General features: G+C 42.8%; 18 protein-coding genes. All 18 read right to left on the bottom strand.

Annotated features, from left to right (window positions below; translation table 11 throughout):
• Positions 1-76: 76 nt before the first annotated feature.
• The 18 genes from RT269_RS21640 to RT269_RS21555 all read right to left on the bottom strand — a co-directional run bounded on the left by RT269_RS21640 (position 77) and on the right by RT269_RS21555 (position 17,311).
• Positions 77-1,987, bottom strand: coding sequence for a heparinase II/III domain-containing protein (locus RT269_RS21640; protein ID WP_313185726.1), 1,911 nt, complete (start codon positions 1,985-1,987; stop codon positions 77-79).
• A gap of 18 nt (positions 1,988-2,005) precedes the next feature.
• Positions 2,006-3,982 carry a DUF4962 domain-containing protein gene (locus RT269_RS21635; protein WP_313185724.1) on the bottom strand — a complete coding sequence of 659 codons (1,977 nt, stop codon included), beginning with the start codon at positions 3,980-3,982 and terminating at the stop codon, positions 2,006-2,008.
• 4 nt (positions 3,983-3,986) lie between these two features.
• The gene (locus RT269_RS21630) at positions 3,987-4,499 is read right to left on the bottom strand and encodes a hypothetical protein (RefSeq protein WP_313185722.1); all 513 of its coding nucleotides are present in this window, start codon (positions 4,497-4,499) and stop codon (positions 3,987-3,989) included.
• A 7-nt stretch (positions 4,500-4,506) separates the two neighbouring features.
• Entirely contained in the window at positions 4,507-4,911 is a 405-nt protein-coding gene (locus RT269_RS21625; RefSeq protein WP_313185720.1) for a hypothetical protein, read from the bottom strand.
• Entirely contained in the window at positions 4,901-6,004 is a 1,104-nt protein-coding gene (locus tag RT269_RS21620) for an ABC transporter ATP-binding protein (protein WP_313185719.1), read from the bottom strand. Before RT269_RS21620 ends, RT269_RS21625 begins: the two co-directional genes overlap by 11 nt.
• A gap of 15 nt (positions 6,005-6,019) precedes the next feature.
• Positions 6,020-6,469, bottom strand: a complete 450-nt coding sequence (locus RT269_RS21615) for a hypothetical protein (protein WP_313185717.1) — start codon at positions 6,467-6,469, stop codon at positions 6,020-6,022.
• Complete coding sequence (locus RT269_RS21610) at positions 6,462-7,013, bottom strand: hypothetical protein (protein WP_313185716.1); 552 nt, start codon at positions 7,011-7,013, stop codon at positions 6,462-6,464. Before RT269_RS21610 ends, RT269_RS21615 begins: the two co-directional genes overlap by 8 nt.
• Before the next feature lie 50 nt (positions 7,014-7,063).
• A complete protein-coding gene (locus RT269_RS21605) occupies positions 7,064-9,166 on the bottom strand; it encodes a hypothetical protein (RefSeq protein ID WP_313185714.1) in 2,103 nt (700 codons plus the stop codon).
• 36 nt (positions 9,167-9,202) lie between these two features.
• Positions 9,203-10,066 carry a carbohydrate ABC transporter permease gene (locus RT269_RS21600; RefSeq protein ID WP_013270840.1) on the bottom strand — a complete coding sequence of 288 codons (864 nt, stop codon included), beginning with the start codon at positions 10,064-10,066 and terminating at the stop codon, positions 9,203-9,205.
• An 18-nt stretch (positions 10,067-10,084) separates the two neighbouring features.
• Positions 10,085-11,050 (bottom strand): ABC transporter permease, encoded by a 966-nt coding sequence (locus RT269_RS21595; protein WP_313185713.1) that lies wholly within the window; start codon positions 11,048-11,050, stop codon positions 10,085-10,087.
• Entirely contained in the window at positions 11,031-11,609 is a 579-nt protein-coding gene (locus RT269_RS21590) for a hypothetical protein (RefSeq protein ID WP_313185712.1), read from the bottom strand. The genes RT269_RS21595 and RT269_RS21590 overlap by 20 nt, the downstream gene beginning before the upstream one ends.
• Positions 11,610-11,907: 298 nt before the next feature.
• Positions 11,908-12,663: an IclR family transcriptional regulator gene (locus RT269_RS21585; protein WP_313185711.1), complete on the bottom strand. Its 756-nt coding sequence runs from the start codon at positions 12,661-12,663 to the stop codon at positions 11,908-11,910.
• A gap of 259 nt (positions 12,664-12,922) precedes the next feature.
• Entirely contained in the window at positions 12,923-14,038 is a 1,116-nt protein-coding gene (locus tag RT269_RS21580; RefSeq protein WP_313185710.1) for a CobW family GTP-binding protein, read from the bottom strand.
• A gap of 14 nt (positions 14,039-14,052) precedes the next feature.
• A complete protein-coding gene (rpmG, locus tag RT269_RS21575) occupies positions 14,053-14,202 on the bottom strand; it encodes a 50S ribosomal protein L33 (RefSeq protein WP_313185709.1) in 150 nt (49 codons plus the stop codon).
• Positions 14,203-14,230: 28 nt separating this feature from the next.
• The gene (locus RT269_RS21570) at positions 14,231-15,091 is read right to left on the bottom strand and encodes a metal ABC transporter permease (RefSeq protein WP_313185708.1); all 861 of its coding nucleotides are present in this window, start codon (positions 15,089-15,091) and stop codon (positions 14,231-14,233) included.
• Complete coding sequence (locus RT269_RS21565) at positions 15,078-15,785, bottom strand: metal ABC transporter ATP-binding protein (protein WP_313185707.1); 708 nt, start codon at positions 15,783-15,785, stop codon at positions 15,078-15,080. The genes RT269_RS21570 and RT269_RS21565 overlap by 14 nt, the downstream gene beginning before the upstream one ends.
• Before the next feature lie 20 nt (positions 15,786-15,805).
• Complete coding sequence (locus RT269_RS21560) at positions 15,806-16,864, bottom strand: metal ABC transporter substrate-binding protein (protein WP_313185706.1); 1,059 nt, start codon at positions 16,862-16,864, stop codon at positions 15,806-15,808.
• Between the two features lie 135 nt (positions 16,865-16,999).
• Entirely contained in the window at positions 17,000-17,311 is a 312-nt protein-coding gene (locus tag RT269_RS21555; RefSeq protein WP_313185705.1) for an AraC family transcriptional regulator, read from the bottom strand.
• Positions 17,312-17,643: the final 332 nt, after the last annotated feature.

Genomic DNA, 17,643 nt, shown 5'->3' with positions numbered 1-17,643 from the left:
GCAGCACTTAAGCCAATTCCACTTGTTCCTCCTGTGATTACTGCTCTCATTTTTGATCTCCTTTTCTCAGCTTTCTTTATTGTTTTTCCTCCGCCATTATTTTTAAATGATAATGGGGAGATGTTCCTGTATTCCTAAGTAAAATTGTATTTCTCCTTTGATTCACCGGATTGTCCAAGGTTTTTAAGAGGTATAACTGGTGACCCTCAGCCAAATCGATCCATATACTCCACTTTACATCTTCTGCCCCGGCTCGCAGCACTACATGGTTTTCTTTTGTTTTTACACGTTTGGTTTCAAGGATATGCTGATAGCCATTTTTTTCAAATCCCAGGTTCCCATCTTCCAGATCCAGATCATATTCCAGGCTGAGAGCGGATTCCAAATGGAACACATAATCAAAGATTCCATTTATTCCGCTTTTCACCCAAAAATCATCAGTAAAGGTATTCTCTGAGATCTGTATCGTCCTGGTATAGTTAACACCTTCGTAGACATCTCTTGCAGCTGCAGTCACCTTATTTTTATCATAATGCAGGCATTCTCCCGGACTTACTGAGGTAATGTCCATTCCATTCCAGCAGACAGTATTGTGAGACAGGGTTTTCCGGTGCCATTCATTGCACAGACGGGACCGGTACCCTGCATTTGACAAGTCTCTGGATATTCTGTGATTCCCATACATCAGTTCCACATTCATGATGTCCGGATGGGCGTGTGATTTTCCATTTAATCCATATTTCATAAACCCATTCCATTTGGCATTTCTCAAAATCGCATAATTGGATTCAGGAAAGTTGTTTGACTGCTGCTTAACCGGGGTGAATTTCTCATAATCAAAGTCAATATTAAACAGCAGTTGTTCCAGACAAACGCTGTTTTTGCAATAATACGGCTCTGACAAAGGCAGAGGAGTACGAACGGAATCGGATGCTTCAATGTTCTTCACAAGATTGCCGATGGGGCTGTCCTCTCCCATAGCCCTGGCAGCCGTATGGTAGATATAACTGAAGGTGCGCAAATTCAGATTGGGCCAGCCATCGTTGGGATTGGGCAGAAATTGATTGTCAAATGCATAATTGTATGCCTGTACAAACATATTCTGCAAAATTTCAGTCCCCGTTTTCCCAAACGCATAACCGTAATCCTTACTGAACAAAAACAGATACGTGATGCCTTCCAGCAAAAAGAAATTATAATGAATGGATCCTTCATACCAGAAAAAGTCTTTCGTTACTCCTGTTTCAAGCTGCTTTCTTACATTGAACTCACTGTTGAACGCAAAATCAATCATTTCCTGATCCCGGAATGCCAGCCCCATAACACCGATAGCGGACAGATTCCAACAGCTGATATTATGAATCCTGGTGGCCTGAGGTGCCAGCAGATAATACATTTCCCGGAACATATTGTGATACACCAGATCAAGAAATTCCGGACTTAATTCATCTCTTAATATCTCGATGGTCTGGACAAAACGTATGGCAACAATGGATTCATTCAGCCCCTGAGGCATCATTCTTCCGCATCCCCAGGGCATTGCATCATAGGAATCTGCGGTCAGATTTTCTTTGTTATGCAGCAGAAACTCCTTATAATGACGGGCGTAATATTCCATTACTGACACAGAATAATCAAAATACTTCTTTTCCTTTGTGGCTTTATAAACAAACGCAGATACCAGCGCCATGATCACCGCTTTATTGCGGTAAAAATAAACCCAAACGCCATCTAAAATCTCACTTTCATACACTTTTTTGCACACTTCACACCGATGCCGGTCAGGGGAGTTTATATCAAAAATCAGCCGTCCTCCGTCATCGTCACAAAAATAGTAGTGCCCCCAACGGCTTAACCGGTCAGGAGAGTCAGAAAAATAAGGAAGAAACTCATCTACCTCTCTTTTCATTTCCTGTATCAGCTCCCGGTTCCTGTCCTCTCCATTCATCCGTTCATAAAATCTGTCATTAACATACTTCATTCCCATACCTCACTTTTCCCTGTTTTACGGAACCCGGTAACTTTTTCTTTCTCCACTGTTGCTGCAGACCTCTATGATATTTACAGTCATTTCATCTCCAAAAATCAACTGATAGTCTTTGTCTCCGTGTCTGACATGAAGGGTATCACCTTTAAAGGTAATCTCCGTATTCATTCCGTCTAAGGTAAAGCATTCGATCAACGTTTGTCTTTTTGTGGGAGCTGCTGTTTGAAATGACAACGTATTGATAAAAGATCTGCAAAGCTTATCCGGCTCCTGGGATGTCATCACACTGACAATTTCCTGGGTGTACTGATCCGCACAGATTTCCTGATCTGAAAAAACAGTATATGTAATACCTCCGGTCTCCATTGGATAATAGTAGGTATGATCGTTCTGCTTTTGTGCCGGCATATCCGTATTTGAAATAATACGGTAAATATGATCCCTGTCAGACACACACACGTCAACGAACAGGAAAAAGAATAACTGATCGGTAAATAACAGCCGGCTTACTTCTTTCATGCCAAGGGCTTCCGGATATATGCCGGAGGTTTCGCCTTTGTAAATCACCATGGAATCATCAAGCTCTAAGTAAACCACATCTCCCCGGTATCTTTCTTCAATGGGATAAAGGGTATCTTTTTCCAGCCTTTTCCCGGCACTGCTCATATAAATATCATTTACATTTTCCGCATCCGAGTATTGATTGTCTACCAGAATTACATTGTGGTTATCCGGCATAAGGTTCCGGTTATATCCGTCTTCGCAGGTCAGATATTCACTTCCCCTTGCAAAAATATAAGAAAGATTATCTGAATGATGGTGGGAAAGGGAAAGACAATCCAAACCTTCCCTGCGGTATAAGTCCCAGCCATTCATCCACTGCTTTCTGCCCCCGGGACAGCCGCATTTTATTGTCAGAACCTTGCTTCTTCTGCTCCAGTCTTCTCTCACTGACAGCAAACCCAAATCTTCAAAGTACCTGGCTTTTGGAAGAAGAGAAAGGGGCTTCTCTGACACCTGCGGATCATACCATAGAAATTCAAATACGGCTTCCGGTAAGATGCCCGGTTTGATTTTACTCTTTTCTGCTTCCGCCATGAGGAATTCATCAAGAACAAGATTGGCAAAAGTCTGAGCAAAACTATCCCCATACTCGGCAGCTACCTTATAATAGACACAGGGGGCATGTCCGCTGTGGCGGTCATGACTGTCACCAAAATTCAACTGCTGCTCAAAATCGCCGCAGGATTGATATAAGCGGTAATAAAAAGTATTCTTCAGATAATTGCTTCTCTGAAAATAATCCATACCTTCCTGTATTTTAAGCAGATGGGCATATACAAACAGCCACATTCCTCCGTATCTCCAGTAGGGAACACCTTCATAATTTGAACCGTCATCTGCAAGGAGAGAAAACACTCTGCCAAAATTCTTTTTTGCTTCATCTGTATATTGGCCGGCCTTGTCATAAGTCTCTGAAAGCACATATCCTGCAGCTGCCAGACCTGTCATATTGATCCAGTTGTGGTTCTGATAATAGCTGGTTGACCAGCCATGGCCGTATGTGTCCAATTTATACTGGTACATAATATCTGCGTGATGTCTGATCTTAGCCAAAATTTTCTCTTTTTCTTCTTCCCCTAAAAATGGCTTCAGCCAGTCGTATCCCAGGGATAACCCAAATAAGATCCACGAAGCCGATAAATCCACATTCACCAAATGGGCATTCCCCCATTGCTCATAGGACAAAACCGCCCCAATGAACCGCTTTGCCTGGGAAAGATACTTATCCTCCCCGCTCAAACAATAGGCAAGAGCAAGATTCATAATTGCGACCCCCATATATGTGGTGCTCTCTTTTGGATGGTGTGCAGGCAATTGATACGCCTCATACCGGTCGGCCTGCTGAAGCAGTCTTTGATACTGCTTTTTTCTCACGCCTCTGATCTGTTCTTTGTAAGGCCCTATATCACCAATAAATACAAGATTGCTCATGCCTCTACTTCTCCTCCTTCTTCCTCATTTCGGCCACTGTATCCATCAATCCGGTCAGCAAGTAATAATAGATGGTATAAATCACAGCAAAGCCAATGGGTTCTCCCGGAATGGTGACCGTTCTTTCCGGAAGGTGAAGCAGTCTCTCCAGCAGCAGATTTACGCTTTGGTAAGTCATATAAACCAAAAACACAAGAACCATATTTTTTAGGATTTCAGCCAGCTTTAAAACTGCATTTTGCCAACCGCTCCGTTCAAAATAGTTTTGATTGTAAATTTTCCCTTTTCTTACTATATCAAACATCCGGTAAGCAACCGGATTATAAAGAAACAGTGTTGCAAGCCCCAACCCCAGCCCAAGGAAAAAAATCATATCCAGGGGATCGGCAAAAATTCCGGACTGGGTGCCAAATCCAATAAAAAAGTAGCACATACCTGCGATCCACCACCTGAAAACTCCTGCTTTCACTTTGTCTGAAATCTTCTTTTTTCCATACTTTCTTTCTCTGCCTGTCATGATCCCATCACCTGTTCTTAATTAAATCAGCAATCAGCAGAAGGCCGGAAATAACATAAGCCAAAATGATTGCCATACTGAAAACTACCGCACGATATACCACACCCACATCAAGAGAGCGCTGCACTGAAATCGCATCCCGGTAAATCATGACCAGATATAATCCTAATCCTGCTGTTACAAAACAAATCAATGCGGTAAAAATCCGTTCTGCTGCTTCTTTTTTCTTTATGCGGGTCGTTTCAAATAATGCCACCAGTCCCATCAGAACAAACAGGAACATTATAAAACCGCACATCTCATGTTCCAGGAGCAGAAGAGCCTTTACATGAATATTGGTAAAAATCAGATGCGCCACAGAAGAAATTATAATCATTGCTTTCGCTATACCGGTTAACTGTTTACTCATCATTCTCCCCCGCCTTTGCATGCATCAGCAATTCTGTTGTCTCCTTATCAAAAAAATAGATATGTTCCATACCAAAGTGGATATTGACCTGCCCGTCAAAGCTGTCCTCCATGCTTTCGACCTGGCATGTCAGGACCGATTCTCCGATTCTTACATATAAGATATAGCAATTACCTAAAAACTCTTTGTTTTCCAGTTCTCCTGCAATCACATTGATATCTTCCCCATTGGAAATGGAAAACTGCTCCGGCCTGATCCCCAGTATGAGTTCCCTGTCAGAATATTGTTTTAAGGGATCCGCGATTTTCTGCGGCAGGAAAAGTGCATGGGAGCCAAACACAAACCGGCTGCCCACCACCCTTCCTTCAATAAAATTCATCTGAGGCGCTCCAATAAAACCTGCTACAAATAAATTGCAGGGTTCATAATAAATTTCATTTGGGGTTCCTGCCTGCTGGATTATTCCGTCCTTTAATACCACCATACGGTCCGCCATTGTCATGGCCTCTGTCTGATCATGAGTAACATAAACCGTCGTAACCCTTAATTCCCTCTGAAGCTTTACAATTTCAGCCCTTGTACTGGTTCTCAGCTTTGCATCCAGGTTTGACAACGGCTCATCCATAAGAAATACCTTTGGCTTTCTTACTACGGATCTGGCCAGAGCCACTCTCTGTTTCTGTCCTCCGGATAATTGTCCCGGCAAACGTTTTAACAGGCTTCCGATTCCTAAAATACCGGAAGCTTCCTTCACCTTATCATAAATAACCGTGTCTTTTTCATGTCTGACACGCATGCTCATCCCAACGTTGTCATAAACCGTCATATTGCCATACAGCGCATAATCCTGGAACACCACAGCAATATCCCGTTCTACCGGCGGACATTTATTGATTACCTTATCATCCAGAATCAGATCTCCGTCAGATATCTTTTCCAGCCCGGCAATCATGCGCAGGATGGTTGACTTTCCACAGCCTGACGGTCCCACAAGAACAATAAATTCTCCATCCTGAATCTCTAAATTGAAGTTATTGACCGCACAAAATCCATTTGCATATGCTTTACTTATATTTTTAAACAGGAGTTTTCCCATATTTTTCACCTCATCCTAGCTGGCATCTGTCTGCTTTAACTGTTCCTGAAGCCTTTGTCTTCTGTTGGAATGCTTCAAACTGATGAAGCCGGCTATAAGAAGCATGAGTCCTCCCAAAAGATTTGCAGCCATGATCTCCGTGTGCCTGGCATAGGGCTTCAACACAAGGGGAACCAGCACAGACATTCTTACCAGCATGTAAATACCAAGAAAAACAGCAATGACCGCCCAAATTTTATGATAGATATTGACCTTTACGGCACAGGTAAAAAGTACAAACAATATCACAATGTTAATCATTACCGTAACTCCCATCAGGTAACTTACAGGTATCACATCCAAAACCATGATATCATAGATGAGTTCAGCCAATATGGCACATAGTATCAGTGTATATGGCAGCACATCCTTTTTATATAATGACACGTATGCCTTTTTTTCTTGTTCAAGCAACCGATTATCCATTCCTTGTGCTCCTCTTTTTCTGATTCTTCTGGAATTTAAAATGGCTTCTGCCAATGGCAATGATATAAAAAGCACAGCAGAGAATATAGGAAATGTAGATTCCCAATCCAATTCGGAACGTGGCAAAATGAGGCTTATAATCACCTGCACTTTCTAACCGCAAATACTGGAAATCCAGGCCGGCATAATAGCTTTCTATGGCCTGAAGATTAAACAAGGCATAGGCGGAACATGCGCAGCAAAGAAGAAGTGACAGCTCCATTATGATTAAAGCAAATTTATCCGGTATCTTACCGAAGATCTCCAGCAGAAAGGAAAGTAAAATCACCAGAACTCCAAATACTGCAAAGGCAAAAATCTGTTTATTAAATATCTGCAGGATGTAATCATGGAAAAAAGAAATCTGATCATTCTGTGTTAATTTCAACCCGAACAAATCTTTATACTCCGTCATGAAGCAAAGAGTATAGATGAATACAATGATAACGGTCCCGGTATATATTCCTGCTGCTAATTTTTGAGTTTTAAAATACTTCTGCATCATCAGCTCCCACCTTTTTATAAGGGAGGAGAAAACCTCCTCCCCCGGTTTAACTACTGTTTATCCAATTTCATAACATCATAGGCGGCTTGATAAGTTTCTTCATAAATATCAAGTCCCCGCTTCTTAAATTCTTCCGTATACTCTTCATAGCTTTTTGCTACTACCGCTCCCTGAGGCGCATTGCCTTTTGCCTGATAGCGGATGATATTAAACATGAATTCTACAATATCTTCTGTATCAAGGGATGTGGTATCTGAAATCGTTTCTTTCTGCCTGGAAGTCAGGGAAAAGACCGGCGGAACCATTTTATAATAATTTGGATTATCCCCGCTTACTCCTTTTCCCGCATAAGTTGCAAAGTTGGTTGTGGAGTTTTGCAGCAGCGCCCAGCCTTCAAATCCCCGTTCAGAAGTATACTGATACTCAAAACCGATTTCTTTCTGATATCCAATGGGGATCAGACAGCCCAGCCAGTCTCTTAAGAACGTAGATAAATCTCCTTTTGCCACTTTGCCTGAGGTTTCATATACCCAGCTGGTGAATAAGGGGTATTTTAAACCATCCGGTCCTGCATAATCTTTTCCTTCCTCCAGATTCATAGGTAAGCCATAATTCTGCAATCTGCTTCCTTCCTCTGTAAAAAGGTAATCCATAACTGCACATGCTCTGTGGATCTGATCATCCGTAGAACCTGCTACAGAAACAGCCCAGCCATCCGGCTTAATGGCTCTTCCGTTATCCAGATAATACTGCCATGCACCATTCACCTTGGCAACCGGAGGCAGGATCACAACCGTATCAGGATTTAAGGAGTCAGAAGTAGATGAAGCAATCCAATCGTAAGTCATAAAGCCAAAGGAAGGGGCTTCTCCGTCATCAGTTCCCCATAAGGTGGAGCGGTAATTGGTTTTTTCAGTCAGATCATAAGCATCGGAATAGATCAGTCCTTCCGCTTCCATCATGGATAAATACTGTAAGACATTGTACACTCCTTCTTCTGAATAGGAATACTGGATATGCCCGTTCTCATCAATATACCACCTTGAGGTATAGGAGTCTGCTCCATGGACCTTCACGCCGTCAAAATATGTAGATAACCGAAGCAAATCCTCGCGGTAGTTGGACTGTCTCACAAAGAGAGGCCATACAACATCAGCTTTCCCCTTGGTCAGCAGGGCCGGATTGGCTTTAATGCAGCGCATCAGCGCAATCATTTCATCAATGTCATAGGCTGCCTTTTCCCCAAGGAATAATTCCGATGGACTGCTGTAACCGTAGTTGTCTTTAATATACTGAATCAACGCCCTGGTTAAGGTTTCACCATTTTTAACTTCCAGTGCATTCTGAATTTCAATAATATCCTGGTCGGTTTTCTTCACAATATCTATTCCTTCTTTGGGAGTAACCGTGCCCCCGTTTTCCCCTGTTCTGCGGTTATTTTCCACATAAAATCCTTTATAATGCACATCAAAGGGATTTTTATCATAGGCTGCGCCTTCTGCATCTAACAGCCCGGTGACCCAGGATTCCCGGATAACAAAGGTCCTTGCGATCTGATTCAGTTCCGCAATATAAGGCACATGATAAATATTTCCGTCATAAGCGGTAATCGCAGTCTTAACGTCAGGATTCTTTGATAAATATTCCTTGAAATTAGGCATATAGCCGGTTTTCATCATTTCGGTCAGATTCACAAATTTTCCTTCCGTCCCATAAAACATAAGCCGTTCTGCAATTGATTCGCCTCCAAAAATATTGGCTCCGGAAAAGTTTGATGTAGATTCTATCTGAATCATATCGCTGGACTTCACATCCTGTACCGTCACATCGGAAAACTTGCTGTTTAATTCCTTTTCCATATAAGACCACATTGGTTTTAGCATACCGGCTGTTACAACAGTACCATCCGGCAGGGTCAATGGAGACTCCTGATTATAAGTCATGGTTCTTGACTTATTTCCATTGGCAATATTAAACTTTAGCTCTACCGTCTCTGTTAAATCGGTTTTATCACCTGCTGCCTCACTGGTTTCCTGCTGCGTTTCTTCTGCTGCCCTGGTTGATGCCTGATCCACAACGGAAGTACCGCATCCGGTCAATGCCGATGCAAGTATCGCGGCACACAGGATACCCCCTGCTACTTTGTTCCTCATAAAATCCTCCTTCTGCCTTTATGGCGAATAAAACATTTATCCTTTAACTCCCCCCATATTCACACCTTTTGCAAAGTACTTCTGAATATACGGGTAAATAACTAACACCGGGATGATCGAACATATAATAATGGCATAAGCCAGGCTGTCTGCGGAATATGCAAGATTAACCGGAGACTCATCATATAGTTTCTGATAATTTTCAATCAACTGCCTTAAATATACCTGCAGCGGCTGCTCATAGGGGTTTGCCAGCAGCATCCTTGACCAGTAATAACCATTCCACCTTGAAATGGCATAGAATAAGGTTACTGTTGCAATGCTGGCAGTGGACATTGGTATGTAAACTTTTCCAAGCATCTGGAACTCATTGGCCCCATCCATGATTGCAGCTTCTTCTATTTCTTTTGGTATGCTGCTGAAATAGTTTCTGAGGAGAATAATGTTATATGCCTGGACACCGAAGGCTATAATCATTCCCCATCGGTTATCCACATGCATGGTCTTATAATTCAGGTACAAAGGAATCATTCCGGCACTGAACCACATGGTAAATACCAGCAGAAAGTTCCATTGCCGTCTGAACATCAGCTTTGTTTTCTGCAATGCATAAGCACCTGTAATGGAAATTGCCATACTCCAGGCAGTACCAAGCACGGTATAGAACAGGGTATTGGTATACGCAATCCAAAAGCCTTTGTTGTGCAGCACCATATCATAGGCCTGAAATGTCACTTCCTTTGGCAGGAGTACAATCTGGCCGCTTTCATATGCTACCTTTCCGCTGATTGAAACGCTGAATGCGTACAAAACCGGATACAGGGCAAGCAATGCAAAGATGATAATCATCGTATAGGAAAACACCTTAAATATCTTTTCACTTCTGTTTAAGCGCTCCATCGTTTCCGCCTTTCTAATCTACCACAGGGATGTTTCTGATATATTTCTGCTGATTGTATTGGCACCGATCACCAGTGCAAACGCAATTAAGGAATTGAACAGGCTGACCGCAGCTCCGATTCCATAGTTGCCTGACAGAATACCAATTCTTTGTTCAAAGGTGGAGAGCACATCTGCTGTCACATAAATATTGGCATTGTATAAAAGCAAAACTCTTTCGTATCCAATGGTCAGCATACTTCCGATCCTCATAATGATCATGATGATCAGAGTAGGAGCCATGCCCGGAAACGTGATAAAGCGGATTTCCTGAAATTTATTGCCCCCATCCACCTTTAAAGCCTCATACAGTGTAGGGGATATCCCCATAATAGCTGCAAAATAAACAATGGAATTATATCCGCTTTCTTTCCAGATCCCTACCATAATATAGAGAGGCCTGAAATAATTGGATTTCTGCATGAACGACACACCCGGATCAATCAATCCTATCTGCTGGAGCAGAGAGGCGATAATTCCGGTTGAGCGGACACCGCTGTATACCAGCATGAGGGCAATTCCCGTAATAGTAACCTCTGAAAGGAAATGAGGCAGATAGGTTGCGGTCTGCGTAAGCTTCCTCACCGTATCATTTCCTATTTCAGCAAATAATAAGGCCAGTATAATCGGTACAGGGAATCCAAATATCAGGCTGTAAGCACTGATAATAAAAGTATTTCTGAATGCCTGCCAAAACTCAACCTTATTGACTCCGGAAACAAGGTTGATAAAATTGTCAATTCCTTTAAATTCACTTCCCCAGACCCCAAATTGAGGATCAAACCGTTTAAACGCAATGAGAAGCCCTCCCATTGGCTTATAAGCCCACATCGCAAACCAGATCACCAGGGGAAGCAGGAGTACATATAAACGCCAGTCCTTCCTCACAGCTTTCCATATCTTTTTTGTCTGGGGCTCACGCATTTTAATCTCTTCCGTTTCCATACCCTTCTCCTTCCATGTCAGTAAAATAATATCTCATATCACAAATCAGCCCTTTCCGCGTTTGCAGCACACTGCACACAATGATATTGATCATCAAGGTGAAAAATGTTGCCCCAAAATAATCCTTAGCTCCTGTTGTTTCTCCGGTTAATAAAAATATGGCAATTCCCTTTCCCGCCGACAGACTGCAATGGGAAAGAAAAATATAAAGGAGCAGAAAAACATGTCCGTCAGCAATGGTGTCTCTGTTCCTGCTTCCGTAAACCATCATAGGAATCCCAATAAATGCATTTGACAGGCCATAAAATAGAATTCCGGACCAAAAGGGCATTGGGGAAAACAGAATACTGGGAATTCCTCCGATCATGGCCACTGCAGCTCCGGCTGCTCCCCAGCGGATCATGGATATGAGGCAGAGAACCACGGAAAAGCTGAAATAGAAGCTGCTGTTCCAAAATTCCAGCATCTTATAACTCATAATTTCTGAAACAACGGCAAGTATGGAGAAAAATAACAAATCCAAATATGGAAACAAAAAAATCTTTTTCGTCCTGTTCATAATTAAGAACCTCGTTCACGATATTTTTTATTAAATAAGATCTCTTTCATAGAGATCTTTAATCACAAAAGTTCATATATAAGAACCAAGTTTTCAATATGAGCATATTATACATTTCATTTTAATTCTTGTCAACATAAATGTGCACTTTATATTTTTGATTTGATTATCATAAATATAGTTTTTAAAAATCATACAATAAAAAATGCGAGAATGCCCTCTTTGCCGTATTACATCATCGGAAACAAAGGGGTTGTTTCTCGCATAATATTTAATCATCAATAATAAGATTAAGTCATCAGGGATTGGGATGATATCCTAAATTTTTTGATATATGAAGTGCTGCTTCTCTAAGTTCTTTAGCAACCTGCTCATCATCAAGGGTTTCATCATAGATATCCGACAAAGAAACAGCGGCTACCACTCTTCCCGTATAGTCAAAAACAGGTGCTCCGCAGCAGCTGGTTATGTCCTCTAATTCCCTTTGATCCAAAGAATACCCCCGTTCCTTTGTTTTTCTTAGTTCTTCCAGCAGCTGTTCTTTGGAAGTAATGGTATAGTCTGTTAATGGCTTAAAATCTATCTTATCCAAAATTGCACTCTGTTCCTCTTTCGGTAAAAATGCAAGAATTGCCTTTCCCAGAGAAGTTGCATAGGCATCCTTTCTGGTTCCAATGGCGCATGAAGCTAATCTTGCATTCTGAGCCACATATTTATGCACATATACGATCTTGGTTCCATTTAATACTGCAACAAAAGCTGTTTTGTTATACTTTTCAGCTATGGGCTGCAGATTTACGGTACATTCTTTTATCAGGCTCATATCATCTACATATTTCATACCTAAGGAAAAAGTCTCTATCCCTAAACAGTATTTCTTATCATTATCACGGAGTGTTGTAATATAGTTCAGCTCCAATAATGACTGTACGATGACAAAAACACTACTCTTAGCCATCCCCATCTCATTGGTAATCTCCTGTAAGGTTATCCCCCTTTTCCTGTCAGCGATCAACTGCAATATCATAAATGTACGTTCTACGGTTCGATTCATTTCATACCTCCGAAAGTTTATATATACGAATTAGATTCATAATTGGATTGATTGTATTCTATTTTTGCCTTAGTGTCAATATACATATCCCAAACTTTGACGAAAATGAATTGTACCAACTCCTGCACCATCTCACTTACCGCAAAAATGCTGCCAGCTTCATTACGACGAATAGGCAGGGGAATTTAAAAAAAGAAGTGGACGCCATCCCGCATCCGCTTCTCCGTTCAATCGAAATAAAAACCATCAATTCGGTATATCATAATTTCAGCTTTAAGAAAGAATCCAGTTCCCGGTTCAGAGTCTCTATGTCTATATTTCTTCCAATAAAAACAATCTGATTTTCCCTGTCACCGTCCTTCTCATCCCAGCCTTCCAGCAGCTCCGGGTATTCCGCCAACAGTTCCTCTCTCTCGTTTTCCGGATAAGACACAATCCACCTGGCTCCCGGAGTGATGGCAATGCTGTTTCCCGCCTGTTCAAATAAAACCCCATGGTCTTCATCTCCTGCAAACCACAGATATCCCTTGGCGCGAATGATTTCTTTTGGGTAATGATTCTTTATCCATGCATCGAATTTCTGCTCATCAAATGGTTTCCTCCGCTTATAGCAGAAAGCTTTTATTCCGTAATCCGGTTCATATTCACTGTTTTCCCCCATTGACCATGCCTTTGAGAGAACAGACGCCTGATTCATTTTCTCATAGTCATACAGCTCCCGGTTGAATATGATGCCGGAATCCACACAGCCGTTAGATGTTTTTATAATCTCGGTTTCCGGTGCCAGGCTGTGAATCAGCTCTGCAACCTTCTCCACCTGCGTTTCTGTCAGTATATCGCATTTATTAAGGATAATGATGTTGCTGTATTCAATCTGCTCCATCACAAGATTAATGATGTCCTGTTCTTCTTCCTGGCCGTTGTCATGATCCGGTGCTGCGCACCCCTTAAACTCATCCATGAATTCCGTGTAAATACGGTTTGTGTCAGCCACGGTGACAATCGAATCCAGCCTGGCCGGAAACTCACTGCCTTCCTCTTCAAAAGCATCTGCTATATTAGCCGGACTGCTGACCCCTGAAGCTTCCACCAGTATATAATCAAATCTGCCGTCCAGTGCCAGGCTCTCAATTCCATGAATAAAATCTTCCCGGAGGCTGCAGCAGATACAGCCATTGGTCAGTTCCAGCAACTGGTCCTTTTTATACCGGATTCCATTGTTCTTAAGCAGCCTGGCATCCACATTTACGGCGCCTAAATCATTGACAACCAGGGCGATCTTAAATCCCATGGGATCATTTAGGATATGATTCAGCAGGGTCGTTTTCCCTGCTCCCAGATATCCGGCCAATAAAGTAACCGGTATTTTTTTCATTTTTTCTCCTCTTCCTATTTTGTTTCTTTATGAAGCGTATATTTTTTAAGCCTTGGGCAATATTTCATAATCTCCATTCGCTCCGGGTGCTTTTGTTTGTTTTTGGTGATCGTATAATTCCTGTCATGGCACTCCGTACACTCCAATGTAACTTTTACTCTCATAATCATTCCTTTCCGGGCATAATAATCCTCATCTGCGATGGTTATGGTTTGCCAGTTTCTGTACTTTCCCGGTCAGTCCGCGCCGGATCGTCTTCTTAAAAAGCCTTTTTCCTATAATCATCAGTATTAAAAAAATCACTCCTACCAGCACAATGGTGCCACCCGGCTTTAATCCCAGGTAATAAGCCGCAAACAATCCGATTATCATAAATATGACATTCAAAGCCACCGCATAGAAAAGTGTCTGGCGGTAACTCTTCCCGAACTGCATGGCACAGGCCACGGGCACCACCATCATGGAGGATACGATCAACGCTCCCACCGTTCGGGCGGCAACGGAAACCGTCACTGCAATTAAAATTGTAAATATAAAGTTCACAGTCCGGACCGGCACCCCTGCCAGCCTGGCACTCTGTTCATCCAGGGATACGTAAAATAATTCCTTATACATCAGCAGGAACAGCAGCAGCACCACAACGCTGACCGCCACCACAAGATACAGTTCCGTATCACTGATTGCCACGATACTGCCGAATAAAAAGCTGTTGAAGTTGGCTGCACTCTTCACAAATCCTGACAAAACGCCTGCCAGGCCGATTCCCGCGGACATCATGATGGCAATCGACATCTCTGAAAATCTGGGCAGCTTCCTGCGGATCCACTCAATCCCAAGAGAAGCGATCACACAGGCGGCCGCTGCGGCCACTATCGGATTCATTCCAAAGATCAGTCCGGCAGCCACTCCGGCAAGGGAAGTATGGGATAACGCATCTCCAATCATGGACATACGCTTGAATACAATCACAATGCCGATACAGGGAATGACCGCTGCCAGCAGGATCCCGACAATAAAGGCCCGCTGCATAAATGCATAATTAAATATCTCCATTGCCATTCTCCTCCTGACCTGTTTTAATCAGTTTCATGGTTCCGTCCTCCAAAATCCAGATATCGTCAGCGAATGGTTCCAGACGTTTCCGGTCATGAGTGACCATCAGCACCGTTACGCCCTGTTCGCGGTTGATATCTCTTAGGAGCCGGTAAAAATCTTCCGTACTTTTCTCATCCATACCAGAGGTTGGTTCATCCATAAGCAAAAGCTGCGGTTGGTTTACCAGGGCTCTTGCTAGGAGGATTCTCTGCTGCTGCCCGCCTGACAGCCGGCTGATCAGCCGCTTTGAAAAATTTTCCATTCCAACCTGGATCAGCGCCTGTCTGACCAGCTCCTTTTCTTTTTTTCCGGCAAACCGGAACCGCCCGATCCGGGCGTATAAATTTGCCTGGACAATCTCCTCCACAGAGGCCGGAAAGTTTTGAAAGGATGCCATGCCGCTCTGAGGAACATAGCTGATCTCCTGCCAGTTTTTGAACTGCCGGATATCACGCCCCAACAGCTGTATACTACCGTCTGTCCCGTTAAGAGTAAGTTCTCCCAGCATGAGCTTTAGCAGCGTGCTTTTCCCAGCTCCGTTTTGTCCCAGCAGGACGGCAAACTTACCTGCGGCAACGGTAAAATTAATATGATTCAGTACCTGAGTGCTTCCATAGGAGAAGTCCAGTTCCTTAACTGCAATGGCATCCATTATCAATACTCCTGTCTGTCTTATTTCAGTGCTGCTTCCAGCTGTTTTAAGTTATCTCTCATCACGGAGAAGTAATCAGCACCGTCTTTCATTTGATCATCGCTTAAGCCTTCCAGGGGATTTAAAACCTGGGTAGCCGCTCCCGTTTCCTTTGCTATGGTTTCAGCAACTTTCGGGCTTACCAGCTCCTCAAAAAAGATGACCTTTACATTGTTATCCTTCACAAAATCAATGACTTCCGCCATTCTTGCCGGGTCCGGCTCAGAATCCGGAGACAGCCCTTCGATTCCTATCTGATTTAAGCTGTAAGCGTCACAAAGATAGCCGAAAGCCTCATGAGATACTACAATATCCTTATTTGGCAGAGCGGATAAAGTATCCTTATATTCCTGGTCCAGTTCATCAAACCTGGCCACATATGTTTCATAGTTGGATTCATAGTAATCCTGATTGTCAGGGTCCGCCTTTATGAAAGCATTCTTGATATTTTCCATTTCCTTCTTTGCGTTTACAGGGCTGAGCCACACATGGGGGGCATACTGACCGTGGTCATCCTCTTCTTCCTCTTCTTGCTCCTCATCCTCATGGCCTTCCCGAAGGGTGACTCCCTGGGATGCCTCAACAGATATCAGTTTTTTATTTTCAAGACTGGCAAGCACATCTTCGACCCAATGCTCCATTCCCGCGCCGCTGTAAACAAACAGGTCAGCTTCTTCCATATTTTTGATGTCAGTGGCTGCCGGTTCCCAGTCATGAGGCTCTGTGCCGGGCGGAACCATATCAATCACTTCAACTTTGTCACCGCCTATCTTGACCGCAAAATCATACATGGGGTAGAAACTTGCCATCACCTTCAGCTTCCTGCCATCTGAACCCTTTTCTCCCGTTCCGGCGGAAGACTCTTCACCTTTGGCGGAGTCCGCAGCCGGGCTTTCACTTATATCTCCTGAAGCGGAAGTACTTTCCGTCTCAGATGTTTCCTTTACAGCTGCTGTTCCGGAGCAGCCTGTAAGCATAGCAACCGAAACAAACGCCATCACAGCCAGCGTACCTAATGTTGTACTTATATTTTTTTTCATAAAATGATCCTCCAGGTTGTGTTTTTCTATAGTGTGACCTCTGTCTTACGGACAGATTGGAAAATGGATGCACAAAAACAAGGTAGACTTCTACCATGGATATATCATACAATCCTGTCTTGTTACGAGAAAGTTTCAATTATCTAAACGGATTTTTAAGCTGACCAAAGAAACCGGGCACAAATAAAGTCGGGACGGATAAGAAGATAAGAGTTTTTGAATTGCAATATATGCAAAGACGATAACGGCTCCTGCCCCCACGGCTTCTGCCAATAAACCGATGGTGAAAACACAGGATTCAATTTCCACACAGACAAAACAGCCCTCACCTGTGCAGTCATGTTCCACATGCGTGACAATAAAAAGGCCGGAGAGAAACAGTACAGCGGTCACAAAGAATGCTGTAAGAAATGCAAAGATTCGTTTATTCTTCGTAAAACAGCTCACTTCGCCTCCTCCTTTTCTGGTATGCTAATTTGGAATTTAAAATCATTTTCATATTATAACAATTTTTTTCGTATTGTCAATATGCTGTTTTATGATTTGGAAGCCGTCATTATCCTTATCCCACAGCCATTGCGGAATGGAACACAGACAGATTCCCGGCTTCTGTCCCATATCTCCCTATCTGACAGCCTTGGTCCTACTGAAGGAAACAGGATAGGCTTGCATGATCAGAAGTCCCTGCCATACAGGGAGCCGGAATCTGTAACAGAAGTAAAGTATTTTCGCCTTGTACATCAAAGGATCAATTATTTAGGGGTATTTTTAGGTGAATT

The sequence above is a fragment of the Lacrimispora sp. genome (assembly GCF_032078915.1).
Taxonomy (GTDB): domain Bacteria; phylum Bacillota; class Clostridia; order Lachnospirales; family Lachnospiraceae; genus Lacrimispora.
This window is presented reverse-complemented; position numbering and strand designations above follow the sequence as displayed.